Genomic DNA, 12,427 nt, shown 5'->3' with positions numbered 1-12,427 from the left:
AGCACTACGAACGTAAATTTTGCCGTTATGCGGGTGTTATCTGTAGAGGTCACAGCGCCCGATCCCCGGTGTGGACGCGCAACCGGCACCAGGCAGACTCTGCAGATGTGAACAGCGAAGAGCGGACGCTCCTGCTGACCGGAGGACGCGTCCACAGCCCGAGTTCGCCGGACGCCACGGCCATGGCCGTCACCGGGGACACCGTCGTCTGGGTCGGGCAGGACGGCCCGGGGCGCGCGCTGCACCCGGATGCCGAGGAGGTCGCCCTGGACGGCGCCTTCGTCGCCCCCGCGTTCGTCGACGCCCACGTGCACGCCACCGCCACCGGACTGCACCTGGCCGGGCTCGACCTTTCGGCCGCGCGCAGCGGCGCCGAACTCCTCGCGGCCGTCCGCTCGGCCGCTAAGCCCGGCGAGGTACTGCTTGCCCACGGCTGGGACTCCTCGGCATGGCAGGACACCCGCGTGCCCAGCCGGGCGGAACTCGACGAGGCCGCGGGAGACGTTCCCGTCTACCTGAGCCGGGTCGACGTGCACTCCGCACTGGTCTCCACCGCCATGGTCGAACTCGCCCCTGCCGCCCGCTCCGCTGCCGGCTGGTCCGCCGACGGCCCGTTGACCAGGCAGGCCCACCACCTGGTGCGAGCCGCCGCACGAGCCGCCATCACCCCTGGCCAGCGCCACGACGCGCAGGTGGCCTTCTTACGCACCGCTGCCGCCCGCGGCATCGCCACCGTGCACGAGTGCGCGGGCCCCGACATCTCCGGCGTCGACGACCTCACCGCACTGCTGGACCTGGCCAAGGATCCGGACCTGCCCGCGGTGGTCGGCTACTGGGGCGAGACCGGCGCCGTCGACCTCGCGAACCGCCTCGGCCTGCCGGGACTCGCCGGCGACCTCTTCGTCGACGGCGCACTCGGTTCGCACACCGCCGCCCTGTGCGCGCCGTACACCGATCAGCCGCACACCAGCGGCGCCCGCTACCTCGACGCGCAAGCCATCGCCGACCACGTCGTCGGCTGCACCGAGGCCGGCCTGCAGGCCGGTTTCCACGTCATCGGTGACGCAGCGGTCGGCGAGGTCGTCCAGGGGTTCCAACTCGCCGAACGGGCAGTGGGCAGCCGCGCTCTCGCCGCCCGCCGTCACCGGCTCGAACACGTGGAGATGATCGACGCGGAACAGGCTCGCATCCTCGCGAGCTGGGGAGTGGTGGCCTCCGTCCAGCCCTTGTTCGACGCCGCCTGGGGCGGGCGGTCGGGCATGTACGCCGAACGCCTGGGCGCCGAGCGCGCTGCCGGGCTCAACCCCTTCGCCACCCTCGCCGCCCAGGGCATGCCGCTGGCACTGGGCTCGGACGCCCCGGTCACACCGCTGAACCCCTGGGCCAGTGTCCGGGCCGCCGTGCACCACGGCACGCCGGGAGCAGGGCTCTCACCCCGCGCCGCCTTCACCGCGCACACCAGGGGAGGGCACCGGGCAGCGGGCGTCGCCGACGGCATCACGGGCAGCCTCGTCCCCGGCGCGCCCGCGCACTACACGATCTGGAAGGCCGCCGACCTCGTCGTCGCAGGCTCGGACAAGCGGGTGCAGCGCTGGTCCACCGACCCCCGCTCCGGAGTTCCGGGCCTGCCCGCGCTCGAGCCGTCCGCCCAGCTGCCACGATGCCTGCGGACCGTGCGCGCGGGCCGGGTCATTTACGACGAGCTCGCCGTGTCCGGCCGAGCGTGAGCACCACCATGACCGACACGGTCGCATCGCCCGGCGCGGCCACGCGGCGCTGGCGTCCCGTGGCCGCGCGTCTGCTCCTGACCGCGCTCTCCGGGTTCGTGCTGTACCTGAGCTTCCCGCCGCGGCCGCTGTGGTGGCTGGCGCCGCTGGCCTTCGCCGGACTCGGCCTCGTCCTGTTCCGCAGACGATTCTGGGCAGGAGCGGGTTACGGCCTCGTGTTCGGGCTGGTCTTCTTCCTCGCCCACCTCGTGTGGATCCAGGACTTCCTCGGCGCCGACTTCGGCAGCGCCCCCTGGCTCGGGCTCTCCGCGGTCATGGCCCTGTTCGTCGCCGCGGCCTGTGGCCTGATGACGCAGGTCACCACCCTGCCGGCCGCACCCGTGTGGATGGCGATGGTGTTCCTGCTGCAGGAGACCGTGCGCTCCCGGTGGCCGATCAACGGATTCCCCTGGGGCCGGGTGGCGTTCGGTCAGCCGGAGGGCGCCTACCTGTCACTGGCCTCGGTCGGCGGGGCGCCGCTGGTCGGCTTCGCGGTCCTGCTCACCGGGTTCGGACTGGCTCGGCTCGGCGTCCTCCTCCATGCCGGGCACCGCAGGCCCGACCCGCGCTGGATTACTCCTGTCGCGTGCACCCTGCTGCCCGTCATCGCCGGCCTGGCACTGTGGCCCACGGTGGGCACAACCGCCGAGGCCGGCACCCGCTCGGTCGCCGTTGTCCAGGGCAACGCGCCTGACGCAGGACTCGGCCTGCTCGGCCAGCGGGCCACGATCCGCCGCAACCACCTGGAGGCGAGCGCGCAGCTCGCACGCCGCATCGAGAGTGGTGCGGTCCCTCGGCCCGACCTCGTGGTCTGGCCGGAGACCGCGACCGAGGTCCGCGGGCCCGATCCCGTACTGAACGAGGTGGTCGACGCGTTCGGTGCGCCGACCCTCATCGGCGCCCTGTACCGGTTGCCCACGGGGCAGGCGCAGAACACGGTGATCGAATGGCAACCGGGGACCGGCCAGGTGGATCGCTACGCCAAACAGGAGCTGGTGCCGTTCGCCGAGTACGTCCCCCTGCGGTCCATCGCCCGGCTGTTCACTCCGTTCGTCGATGACACCGGCGACATGCTGTCCGGCACCGAGCCCGGGGTGTTCGACGTCGCGGGGACGAAGGTCGGCCTGGCCATCTGCTATGAGGCCGCCTATGACTACGTCTCGCGTGAGGCGACACGGGCGGGCGCCGAGTTGCTGGTCATCCCGACCAATAACGCCTGGTACGGGCCCGGGGAGATGAGCTACCAGCAGCTCGCGATGTCCCGGGTCCGCGCAGTCGAGCACGGTCGCGCGGTCGTGGTGGCGGCGACCAGCGGGGTCAGCGCGATCGTCCGGCCCGACGGCAGTCTCGACGCCTCCACCAGCCTGTTCACCCAAGAAACGCTGCTGCGGGACGTGCCCCTGCGGCAGCAGACTACCCTGTCAGATCGACTCGGTGCATGGACCGAGTACGTGCTGGTCGGGGCCGCGTTGCTGGCGGTGGCGAGCGGTGTCGTGCTCACCCGTCGCACCCGGCGTGCGAACGCCGAGAAGACCGACGAGAGTGCGGCGCGCGGCGTCGCCGAGGAGGGTTAGGTATGGCGCAGGGGGTTCCCGCCGAGGGGACGCGGCATGGGGAGAGCATCGAGCCGGTGCTGGTCGTGATCCCGACCTACAACGAGCGGGACAACCTCCCCGACATTCTGCGGAGGCTGCACGAGGCCAATCCCGCCGTGCACGCGCTGGTGGTGGACGACGGCAGCCCGGACGGCACAGGGGTGCTCGCGGACGACCTGGCGGCCGCCGACGAGCGCGTGCACGTGATGCACCGCTCGGAGAAGGCCGGGCTGGGCGCGGCCTACGTCGCCGGCTTCCGGTGGGGTCTGGCCCGCGACTACGCGACGCTGGTCGAGATGGACGCCGACGGCTCGCATGCGCCGGAGGACCTGCCCCGCATCCTGGACGCGCTCGGTGATGCGGACCTCGTGCTCGGCTCCCGCTACGTGCCCGGCGGCAGTGTGGTGAACTGGCCACTGCGCAGGCAGATCCTGTCCCGCGGTGCCAACCTGTACTCCAGAATCGCGCTCGGCGCCCGGATCAACGACATCACCGCGGGCTATCGGGCCTATCGGCGACAGGTGCTGGAGAAGCTCGCGTTGGACGAGATCGCCTCCCGTGGCTACTGCTTCCAGATCGATCTGGCCTGGCGCACGGTCTGCGAGGGCTTCACCGTGGTCGAGGTGCCGATCACCTTCACCGAACGCGAGATCGGCGAGTCGAAGATGAGCGGGTCGATCGTGCGGGAGGCCATGGTGCGGGTCGGAATCTGGGGCTTGCGACACCGGCTCGACCAACTGCGCTCCATCTTCACCCGAAAGAGCTGACACGTACAGACGCGGGCCCCGCACCAGTTGGTGCGGGGCCCGCGTCTGTGGTGGGAGCGGTTAGCCGGCGCTCATGCGGAGCGGGTCCGGCGTCCCTTCAGCTCGGCGAGACGCTCGTTGAGCAGGTCCTCCAGTTCCGGGATGGAACGACGCTCCAAGAGCATGTCCCAGTGCGTCCGGGGAGGCTTCACGTCGCGCTGCGCAGGCTGACCGCCGTCGATGATCTCTGACTCGCTGCCGTGCAGTCTGCACTCCCACACCGACGGGATCTCGGCGTCGTCGGAGAACGGCACCTCGAACTCGTGGTCCTTGGGGCATGCGTAACGCACGGTACGGCGCGGGGCTAGGTCGTGATTACGGTCGGTCTCGTAGCTGACCGCTCCCAACCGGCTTCCACGAAGAACACGGTCGGCCATGGTGGGTCCTTTCAGTCGGCTCTGTCGAGAGCCAGGGCGATGCTCACCCTATGCAACGACCGGGCCGGTCGGGGGATTCCCGTACCGGCATGTCGTTGCTCACGATGAGCTTCGTCACCCGTCGGCAACAGCTTCCTCTAGTAGGACGGAATTTCGCCGTCGGCGTGACGCGTTATCGCCCGTCTTCTTGGGATTATCGCCCGTATGGGCTATCTAGCGCTACTCAGGTCAGGCGTAATTGCTCTGGGTGTTCCGAGTGGGGTCCAAGATCACCAAGCCGGAAGTGTCGGCGGCACAGAACCTGGTAACGCACCGTAGTTGACTGGGTCTGCGAGCGTGGCATAGGTGAATGTTCAACATATCCTTCGGCGTCCGCGACAACGACGGTGTCGCCCGCCCGTAGCACCTGACCGTCGAGGACCCGCGCGTTGAACCGCCCCGGAAGACCGCACCAGCAGAGCACCTCGACCTGAACCGGCTGCAACTCGTCGGCCAGTTCGAACAGACGCCGGGCACCCGGGAACAGCTGGCTGCGAAAGTCCGTCGCGATACCGAAGCAGTAGACGTCCAGCTGGACGTCGTCGGCGAGTTCGGCGAGCTGTTCGACCTGTCCGGGGGAGAGGAACTGCGCCTCGTCGATGATCAGGTAGTCGACGTGCAGTCCTCGCGACCACTGCCCGCGCACCAATTCGCGGAGATCGGTCTCCGGTCCCACCTCGAGCGCTCTGCGGGTGATCCCGATCCTGCTGGTGATCTGCGGCTCCCCGGACCGGTCGTGGCGAACCAGCAGCAGGCCACGCCTGCCTTGTCTGGCGTGGTTGTGGTCGATCTGCAGCGCCAGCGTCGACTTGCCGCAGTCCATCGGCCCATAACAGAACTTGAGCCTGCCGACGACGGCACCGCGTCTGCGGTCACCGGCCGCCGGAACCGAGGACAGCGCGCCTGCCGGGTCCAGCTCTTCTTCAAGCGTGGTCACGACGAGGCACCCTATCGGGCGAGCGTCCGCGCGGTTGGGAGTACGGGCAGTGAACCCTCCGTACCGCATCGGGTACGAGTCAGGGCCAGTCTGAAACGCGCGACATGATCGACTCCGCGGGCCAGCTCGGTTCGCGGACGCACTGTCAGATCACCGTCGGCTCCCGGTTGCCCGCCGCGGCGATGGCGCGGCGCACCGGAACCAGAGCCACCAGCACGAGGCCAATCACGAAAAAGACCGTCAGCGCGATGATCGCGTACCGGAAGGAGCCGGTGGCCTGCCCGACGGCGGCGAACAACAGCGGGCCCATCCACGACGTTCCCCGCTCGCCGATCTCGTAGAGCGAGTAGTACTGCGCCTCCTTGCCCGCCGGGATCATCTGACTGTAGAGCGACCGCGACAGGGCGTTGGTGCCACCGAGCACCAGCCCGATCCCCACGGCCACCGCGTAGAACTGGAACTGCTGGCCCGCCTGGACGAAGAACGCGGCCCCGATCACCAGGATCCACACGCTGAGACTGCCGAGGATCGTCTTCTTCGCGCCGAACCGCCGCGCGATCATGCCGTGGGCGACGCCGCCGAAATAGGCCACGAACTGGATCACCAGGATTGTCGCGATCAGCACCTCGTCGGCGAACTTCAGCTCCTCCTTGCCGTACTGCGCCGACACGGTCACCACCGTCGAGATCCCGTCGGTGTACACCAGGTAGGCGCCGAGAAAGGCCAGCGTCAGCGGGAACGCCCTGGCCGCCTTCACGGTGTCCCGTAGTTCGGTGAAGCCTGCCCGCAGCACCGAGACACCCTGCTCCCTGCCGTGTGGCTCCTGGTGCTCCTGCAACCTCCGCAACGGGATCAGCGTGAACGCCGCCCACCAGATCCCGGAGGTGAGGAAACAGATCCGGACCGCCGTCGACTCGCTGACGCCGAACGCGTCCCTGCCGAGGTAGAACGCCAGTTGCAGGGCCAGCGCGACACCGCCGCCGAGGTACCCGAACGCCCACCCGCGCGAGGAGACCGCATCCCGCTCGTCCGGCGTCGCGATGTCGGGAAGGAACGAGTAGTACACGACGATCGAGGCGCCATAACCGATGTTGCCGAGCATGTACAGGACGACGCCCAGCTCCCAGTTGCCGTCCGCCACGAAGAACAGCAACGCCGACGACGCGGCACCGAGGAACGCGAAGCCGCCGAGGATCTTCTTCTTGCTCTGGCTGCGGTCGGCGATGGCTCCGGTCACAGGCAGCACGAGGACCTGGACGATCGTCGCCGCGGCGAGCAGGTACCCCCACAGCGAGCCCGCGGGGAAGGTCAGTCCGAAAAGACCGATGTCGCAGTTCTGCAGGGTGCTGTCGCGCCCGAGATCGTCGACACAGGGTATCGGGCCGTTGCGGGTGAGATCGGTCCGTGCGTCGTCGGCCGCCACCGACCCCATGTACAGCGCACCAAACACGGTGATGACAGAGGTGAAGAAGGTCGAATTGGCCCAGTCGTAGAAGTACCAGCCGCGTTGCTCGCGCTTGCGCTGCCTGGCGTCAGCCGCGGGAGCCGGGCCGGACGGGATGGTGGTCATGCCAAGCTCCTGCAACTCGTGACGTCTGGCCAGAGCGGAGACTACTTGCCCGTCAGGGGAGAGGGGAGCGCACCGCCGACTTCCGCGAATGTCGCCAACATGGCGAACCACCCGTGCGGGGGGTGATGCGGGTGTTTTGCCTGGTTCTGTTGTGGCTGGTGAGGTTGTTTCTTACTGTTCAGTCATGACGACACCGCGGCGGGCCCACGTTCTCCGGTTCCTCGTGCGAGCCGTGCTCGTCGGGGTGGCCGTGGCGGGTGTTCAGTTCGCGACGGCGCTTCCCGCCTCGGCCGACCCCAGCGCCGCAACGTGGGCGAAGCTGCGCATGTGCGAGTCGAGCGGCCGCTACCACGTCAACACCGGAAGTGGCTTCTACGGCGCATACCAGTTCGATCTGCCCACCTGGCGCAGTGTCGGCGGAGAGGGGAGACCGGACCAGGCGAGTCCGCGGGAGCAGGACTACCGCGCGCTGTACCTCTACCGGATGCGCGGCTGGCAACCGTGGGAGTGCGCGGGCATGCTGGGCCTGCGCGGCGACAGTGACGCCCGGAGCAAGCGTAAGCCGAGTTACCGCGAGTCGGCCTACATGGGGAACGGAGCACCGGCCGATCCGACCGTCGCACCGGCGTGGCCGGGAGTGGTGTACGTCCACGGCGACTGCGCACCCGCGCTCCGGGTGTTCCAGCTTCGGATGAACGAGTTCGGCTACGGCTTCAGCGGCACCGGCTGCTACTACGCGAAGACGAAGGTGGCGGTGCTGGAACTGCAGCGCGCCAACGGGATCAGGGACTCAGGACGTCTCGGCCCGAAGACCTGGAAGGCGGCGTGGGACGGAAAGCCTCCCCGGTAGCCGCCGAACGGCGGTCATGCGGCGGTGTGCCAGGCGCCGCGTTCCAACAGCACCTCGCGGAGCACATCGGGGCGATCCGTGACGATGCCGTGCACGCCGAGATCGAGCAGGTCGCACATCTCGGCCCGATCGTCCACGGTCCAGGTGTGCACCTCCGCGCCGGCGAGCTGCGCCGCGCGCAGGAAGCCACGGTGCACGATGGTCATCGCCCCCTGCCTGATCGGCACCTGCGCCATCGCGCCCCGGCAGAACGTGCCCAGCCTCAGGAACGGCGCGTATCCGTGCGCCCAGAGCGCGGCCACGGACCTCGGGCCCATCGCCGTGAGCAGTCGCGGGCCCGCGAGCCGGCGGAGCCGGGCCAGTCTGGCATCGGAGAACGACGCCGCCGCGACGCGATTATAGGTTCCGGTGCGCGCGAGCACCTCGAGGAACGGCTCGACGGCCGCGGCGGACTTCACGTCCACGTTGAAGAACGCCGAGGGGAGTTCCTCCAACAGGTCCTCCAGCCGCGACAGCTCGACCTTTCCGCCGATCTTCGCCCGGCGGACTTCGGCCCAGCGCTGCCCGGCGACAGGTCCGGTCCGGTCGGTGGTGCGATCGAGTGAGACGTCGTGGAGTGCCACCAGGACCCCGTCGGCGGTGGCGTGCACGTCGGTCTCGAGGTAGTGGTAGCCCTCGGCGACCGCCCGTTGGAAGGCAGGCAGGGAGTTCTCCAGCTCGGCGAGCTCACCGAGATGCCACCCGCGATGGGCGAAGGCGCGGGGGCCAGGTGTGGCGAGATACGGATGCTGGGGTTGCACCCTTCCAGTGTGCCCGCTCGGCGTGGCCTCGGCATGAGCAGCGAATGGCCAGCTAGGGTCTGGCGGGTGAGTGAGGTCGCGGAGCACGTCGAATCGTCACGTGACGCAACAGCTGAGGCGCGGCGCAACGCGTTCCGGCACTGCGGGTGGTGCGGTCGGCGACTGGAGCAACGTGGAAGTGTCGGCAGGCGTCGTCGTTACTGTGGACAGTCCTGCAGGCAGCGGGCGTATGAGCGCAGGAGCGCGGTCCAGCGCAGCGGCCTGCCCGAGGATTCTGTCGTGCTGTCCGACACGGAGATCGCGACTTTGCAGGACCGGTTGTTCCAACTGAGGTGTGCCGCGGAGGACGTGGTTACCGCAGCCGACGACGGTGCGGACGCCCGCGAACTCCGGCGAATGGCCACCGAACTGGCAGCCGCGGCTCACGACCTCGAACAACTACGCTGACAAACGTCCAGCCACCCTGCCGCGAAACGTCACGGTGACGTATTGGGGCAGGGTGGCTGGGACAGGGAAGTGGGGTCCGCGACTCCCTGAGCCCGCGGTTACCGCGCCGGTTAAGGCGACGGCGGAGTTGTGCACTGGGTGGCGGGAGGAGATCTGGCGCCGGATGGTTTGTCCCGCAGTGTGTGAACGGCCAGAAGGCGAGCTGGTGAGGCGCAGGCCGGAGCTGGCATCCGTGCCGCCGTTATCGCAGGTCACGAAAACGCCGATAAGCTACATTATGTTAAGTAGACGGTATCGTCAGGCGGGGGCCACTCCCTCGGGTGTCTTGCCTCGGTGAAGATGAATCCTGTCTGCCGGCCGAGTTGCCCCGTCTCAGATGGCTCCCCACAACCTCGCCGACGTCCTCCGGGACGTGGTCTCCCCTGCCGAGACCCGGGTCGCGCTCGCGGCGTTCCAGCGGGCGGTTGAGACGGGCGACCTGCAGGGTCTGCTCGACATCCTCGCGCCGGAGGTCGTCGTCCTGAGCGACGGTGGCGGGGTCAAGCGGGCCGTGCCGCGTCCCGTCGTGGGCGCCGACAAGGTGGCCCGCCTGCTGGCCGCCGGCCTGACCAGGGTCGGCACCGCGATGTCGGTCGAGCCGGTGCAGGTCAACGGCTCGCCTGCGCTGATCGTCCGGATCAACGGGGAGATCGACGGTGTCATGGCGGTGCAGGTCGAGCAGGGCCTGGTCGCCGGGCTCTACTACGTGCGCAACCCCGAGAAACTGTCGCATGTGGATCAGGAAACCGCGGTGAGCCGCTGATTCCATCCGCACTCCCCCTATCGCACTTTCCCGGGAAAGTGCGATAGGGGCCGCTACCCGGTCCAGGGTGACCGGGCCACCTCGGCGCTCGCGGGCCGCCACATCGGTTGCAGCCGTGGACCGTCGGGAAGCTCGATTGGGTCGCCCACGTCGGTGAACCCGACTCGCTCGTACAGCCTCCGGTTCCGTGGCGAACTGGCTTCCAGGTAGGCCGGCACGCGTTCCGCGTCCAGTTGCCCCAATTGCTCGCGGAGCATGGCGCCACCGATGCCCTGTCCACGCCGGTCCGGGTCGACCACGACGTTCGACAGGTACCAGTACGTGCCTGCCTGCGGACGGCGCTGTCCGGTGAGCTCGATCAGGAGTTTCATCCGGTCGGCGAACTCGCCGTAGGTGTGCTCGATGAACTGGGCGCCCTCCGGGTCCTGCAGGGTCGATGTGCCGGTTCCCTGCGAATAGTCGATCCGCTCCCAGATCGAGATCCCGGCCACAACTCCGGTCTTCTCCTCGGCGATCACCAGCGCTCCCGAGAGGAGAATGCTTTCCAGGTAGGGCATCGTCACCTCCGGCCCGGTGTCGACTGCGAGCCGTCGCCGTGCGTCCTCGTCGTCGATCACCCAGCTCAGGACCGGGTCGTGCAGGTTGGCCGCCGTGTAGGCCTCGGCGACCGCCGGTAGTTCGGCCCGCTCCGGTCGGCGGATCCTGATCCGATGGTTCGTCATGACTCTCCTCCGGGTTCTCGGGCCCCGTCATGTTGGACAGGGTTTCGTGGTCGGTGAGGGCTCCGGCGTCCGAGCCCTCACCCTCGGGCGGTACTGGTCCGATCGGCGAGGCGGTTGAGCCGTCGGCGGGGCGGCCAGCGCACGTCGTAGGCCCAGCCGAGCTTCTCGAACAGCCAGATCACGCGCGCGGAGATGTCAATCTGACCGCGTTGCACGCCGTGCCGGGCGCTGGTCGGGTCGGCGTGGTGCAAGTTGTGCCATGATTCGCCGAACGAGACGATCGCCAGCGGCCAGAAGTTCGCGGACTTGTCTCTGGTGGTGAATGGCCGCGTCCCGAGCATGTGGCAGATCGAGTTCACCGACCAGGTCACGTGATGCAGTACGCAAACGCGCACCAGTCCGGCCCAGAAGAACGCGGTGACCGCGCCCCACAGTGACCAGGTGATCAAGCCACCGAGCAGAGCGGGAACGGCGAAGCTGAGCAGGGTCCACAGCAAGAACAGTCGGTCGATTCTGCTGATGAGCGGGTCTTTGACCAGGTCTGGCGCGAACCGATCGATGTTGCTGACGTCCCGCGAGAAGTTCCAGCCCATGTGCGCGTGCCAGAACCCCTTGGCGATGGCCCATGGTGTGGTGCCGAATAGCCACGGCGAGTGTGGGTCCCCAAGCCGGTCCGCGAACGCGTGGTGCCGTCGATGATCGGCCACCCACACGGTCACTGGCCCCTGCAGCGCGGTGCTGCCTGCGATCGCGAGCGCCGCCCGCAACCACGGTTTCGCTTTGAACGAGCCGTGTGTGAAGTGCCTGTGGTAGGCAACCGTGATACCAAGCCCGCTGATCCCGTAGAAGACCAGGAACAAACCGATATCGATCCAGCTCAGTCCCCATCCCCAAGCCAAGGGTACCGCTGTGATTAGCGCGAGCATCGGGACGAGCAGGCCGATGTAGACGGAGAACTGCGCCGTGGGGTTGCGCCTGCCCGAGACGATGGGCTTCGTGCCCTTGGTGGGCGGTTTTCCCTCGGAAGTGGTGGCAGGAGGGGAAGAGTTGGTCGCCATGGGCTTGATCGTACGTACGTTCAAATCCACTCCGCAAGGCGTACGTACGTCAAAGTGCTAGTGTCGGCTGCGTGAGTCAACGCGACGACCTATTGGCCGGTGCACGAAAATGCCTGGTCGAGAAGGGATACCACCGCACGACCGCACGCGACATCGCTGCGGCGTCGGGATCGCATCTGGCCTCGATCGGCTATCACTTCGGCTCCAAGGACGCGTTGATGAACCTCGCCGCGCTGCAGGCGCAGGATGAGTGGGGCGACATAATCGCCGCGTCGGTGCGGGCCGCGGCCGGGGCGGCTCCGGCCCAGCGACTGCAGATTGCTCTCGAGAAGCTTTTCACGTCGCTTGCCCCGCACCGGGAGCTCGTCGTGGCCAGCGTGCAGGCCTATGCCCAAGCTGATTTCGCTGATGACATTCGCGACGCCCTGCGTGACGCCACCCGGATCGCTCGAGCCGAACTGGCCGCCATGTTGCTCGCCCGGGACGTCGATGACATCGATGTGGCGACCGCCGATACCGTCGGCGCGGTCATCCATTCGTTGGTGGTCGGCTTTGTGGTGCAGTCACTTGTGGCTCCCGATTCACTACCGAGTGGTGAGCAGGCCTGCGTGGCGCTGCGCGCACTGGTGGCCGAGCACGTCTGAGTGACGATCGTGCG

The 12,427-nt window shown here is 68.4% G+C and carries 13 protein-coding genes; 7 read left to right on the top strand and 6 right to left on the bottom strand.

What is annotated here, in order from left to right:
• Nucleotides 1–107 precede the first annotated feature (107 nt).
• The 3 genes from BM199_RS25305 to BM199_RS25295 are packed head-to-tail and all read left to right on the top strand — an operon-like array spanning nucleotide 108 to nucleotide 4,128.
• Nucleotides 108–1,727: an amidohydrolase gene (locus BM199_RS25305; RefSeq protein WP_245788669.1), complete on the top strand. Its 1,620-nt coding sequence runs from the start codon at nucleotides 108–110 to the stop codon at nucleotides 1,725–1,727.
• Nucleotides 1,728–1,735: 8 nt separating this feature from the next.
• Complete coding sequence (lnt, locus tag BM199_RS25300) at nucleotides 1,736–3,340, top strand: apolipoprotein N-acyltransferase (RefSeq protein WP_091676439.1); 1,605 nt, start codon at nucleotides 1,736–1,738, stop codon at nucleotides 3,338–3,340.
• A gap of 2 nt (nucleotides 3,341–3,342) precedes the next feature.
• Nucleotides 3,343–4,128, top strand: a complete 786-nt coding sequence (locus BM199_RS25295; RefSeq protein ID WP_091676280.1) for a polyprenol monophosphomannose synthase — start codon at nucleotides 3,343–3,345, stop codon at nucleotides 4,126–4,128.
• A gap of 71 nt (nucleotides 4,129–4,199) precedes the next feature.
• Here BM199_RS25295 and BM199_RS25290 read toward each other — a convergent pair whose 3' ends face one another.
• From BM199_RS25290 to BM199_RS25280, 3 genes are all read right to left on the bottom strand, one after another.
• Nucleotides 4,200–4,544 carry an RNA polymerase-binding protein RbpA gene (locus tag BM199_RS25290; RefSeq protein WP_091676277.1) on the bottom strand — a complete coding sequence of 115 codons (345 nt, stop codon included), beginning with the start codon at nucleotides 4,542–4,544 and terminating at the stop codon, nucleotides 4,200–4,202.
• A 223-nt stretch (nucleotides 4,545–4,767) separates the two neighbouring features.
• Nucleotides 4,768–5,520 carry a thymidine kinase gene (locus BM199_RS25285; RefSeq protein ID WP_245788667.1) on the bottom strand — a complete coding sequence of 251 codons (753 nt, stop codon included), beginning with the start codon at nucleotides 5,518–5,520 and terminating at the stop codon, nucleotides 4,768–4,770.
• 145 nt (nucleotides 5,521–5,665) lie between these two features.
• On the bottom strand, nucleotides 5,666–7,090 hold the full coding sequence (locus BM199_RS25280; RefSeq protein ID WP_091676272.1) for an MFS transporter: 1,425 nt from the start codon (nucleotides 7,088–7,090) through the stop codon (nucleotides 5,666–5,668).
• Between the two features lie 184 nt (nucleotides 7,091–7,274).
• Here BM199_RS25280 and BM199_RS25275 point away from each other — a divergent pair, with 184 nt between their 5' ends.
• On the top strand, nucleotides 7,275–7,940 hold the full coding sequence (locus tag BM199_RS25275; protein WP_091676269.1) for a transglycosylase family protein: 666 nt from the start codon (nucleotides 7,275–7,277) through the stop codon (nucleotides 7,938–7,940).
• Between the two features lie 14 nt (nucleotides 7,941–7,954).
• On the opposite strand, the gene BM199_RS25270 is transcribed toward BM199_RS25275, so the two are convergent.
• A complete protein-coding gene (locus BM199_RS25270; RefSeq protein ID WP_091676267.1) occupies nucleotides 7,955–8,740 on the bottom strand; it encodes a glycerophosphodiester phosphodiesterase family protein in 786 nt (261 codons plus the stop codon).
• A 66-nt stretch (nucleotides 8,741–8,806) separates the two neighbouring features.
• Between BM199_RS25270 and BM199_RS25265 the strand changes: the two genes are divergently transcribed.
• Together BM199_RS25265 and BM199_RS25260 are read left to right on the top strand one after the other, a co-directional pair.
• Nucleotides 8,807–9,187 (top strand): hypothetical protein, encoded by a 381-nt coding sequence (locus BM199_RS25265; RefSeq protein ID WP_091676264.1) that lies wholly within the window; start codon nucleotides 8,807–8,809, stop codon nucleotides 9,185–9,187.
• A 376-nt stretch (nucleotides 9,188–9,563) separates the two neighbouring features.
• Nucleotides 9,564–9,989: a sigma-70 family RNA polymerase sigma factor family protein gene (locus tag BM199_RS25260; protein ID WP_218160437.1), complete on the top strand. Its 426-nt coding sequence runs from the start codon at nucleotides 9,564–9,566 to the stop codon at nucleotides 9,987–9,989.
• A 53-nt stretch (nucleotides 9,990–10,042) separates the two neighbouring features.
• Here BM199_RS25260 and BM199_RS25255 read toward each other — a convergent pair whose 3' ends face one another.
• Complete coding sequence (locus BM199_RS25255) at nucleotides 10,043–10,711, bottom strand: GNAT family N-acetyltransferase (RefSeq protein WP_091676261.1); 669 nt, start codon at nucleotides 10,709–10,711, stop codon at nucleotides 10,043–10,045.
• 77 nt (nucleotides 10,712–10,788) lie between these two features.
• Nucleotides 10,789–11,769, bottom strand: a complete 981-nt coding sequence (locus tag BM199_RS25250) for an acyl-CoA desaturase (protein ID WP_091676258.1) — start codon at nucleotides 11,767–11,769, stop codon at nucleotides 10,789–10,791.
• A 71-nt stretch (nucleotides 11,770–11,840) separates the two neighbouring features.
• Between BM199_RS25250 and BM199_RS25245 the strand changes: the two genes are divergently transcribed.
• Nucleotides 11,841–12,413 carry a TetR/AcrR family transcriptional regulator gene (locus BM199_RS25245; protein WP_091676255.1) on the top strand — a complete coding sequence of 191 codons (573 nt, stop codon included), beginning with the start codon at nucleotides 11,841–11,843 and terminating at the stop codon, nucleotides 12,411–12,413.
• Nucleotides 12,414–12,427: the final 14 nt, after the last annotated feature.

It is taken from the genome of Amycolatopsis marina (assembly GCF_900111885.1).
Lineage (GTDB): Bacteria > Actinomycetota > Actinomycetes > Mycobacteriales > Pseudonocardiaceae > Amycolatopsis > Amycolatopsis marina.
This window is presented reverse-complemented; position numbering and strand designations above follow the sequence as displayed.

What these genes read in the sequence shown, in the direction of transcription:
- lnt (WP_091676439.1), top strand. Translation starts at nt 1,736, where the DNA reads ATGACCGACACGGTCGCATCGCCCGGCGCGGCCACGCGGCGCTGGCGT.
- BM199_RS25295 (WP_091676280.1), top strand. Translation starts at nt 3,343, where the DNA reads ATGGCGCAGGGGGTTCCCGCCGAGGGGACGCGGCATGGGGAGAGCATC.
- BM199_RS25290 (WP_091676277.1), bottom strand. Translation starts at nt 4,544, where the DNA reads ATGGCCGACCGTGTTCTTCGTGGAAGCCGGTTGGGAGCGGTCAGCTAC.
- BM199_RS25280 (WP_091676272.1), bottom strand. Translation starts at nt 7,090, where the DNA reads ATGACCACCATCCCGTCCGGCCCGGCTCCCGCGGCTGACGCCAGGCAG.
- BM199_RS25275 (WP_091676269.1), top strand. Translation starts at nt 7,275, where the DNA reads ATGACGACACCGCGGCGGGCCCACGTTCTCCGGTTCCTCGTGCGAGCC.
- BM199_RS25260 (WP_218160437.1), top strand. Translation starts at nt 9,564, where the DNA reads ATGGCTCCCCACAACCTCGCCGACGTCCTCCGGGACGTGGTCTCCCCT.
- BM199_RS25255 (WP_091676261.1), bottom strand. Translation starts at nt 10,711, where the DNA reads ATGACGAACCATCGGATCAGGATCCGCCGACCGGAGCGGGCCGAACTA.
- BM199_RS25250 (WP_091676258.1), bottom strand. Translation starts at nt 11,769, where the DNA reads ATGGCGACCAACTCTTCCCCTCCTGCCACCACTTCCGAGGGAAAACCG.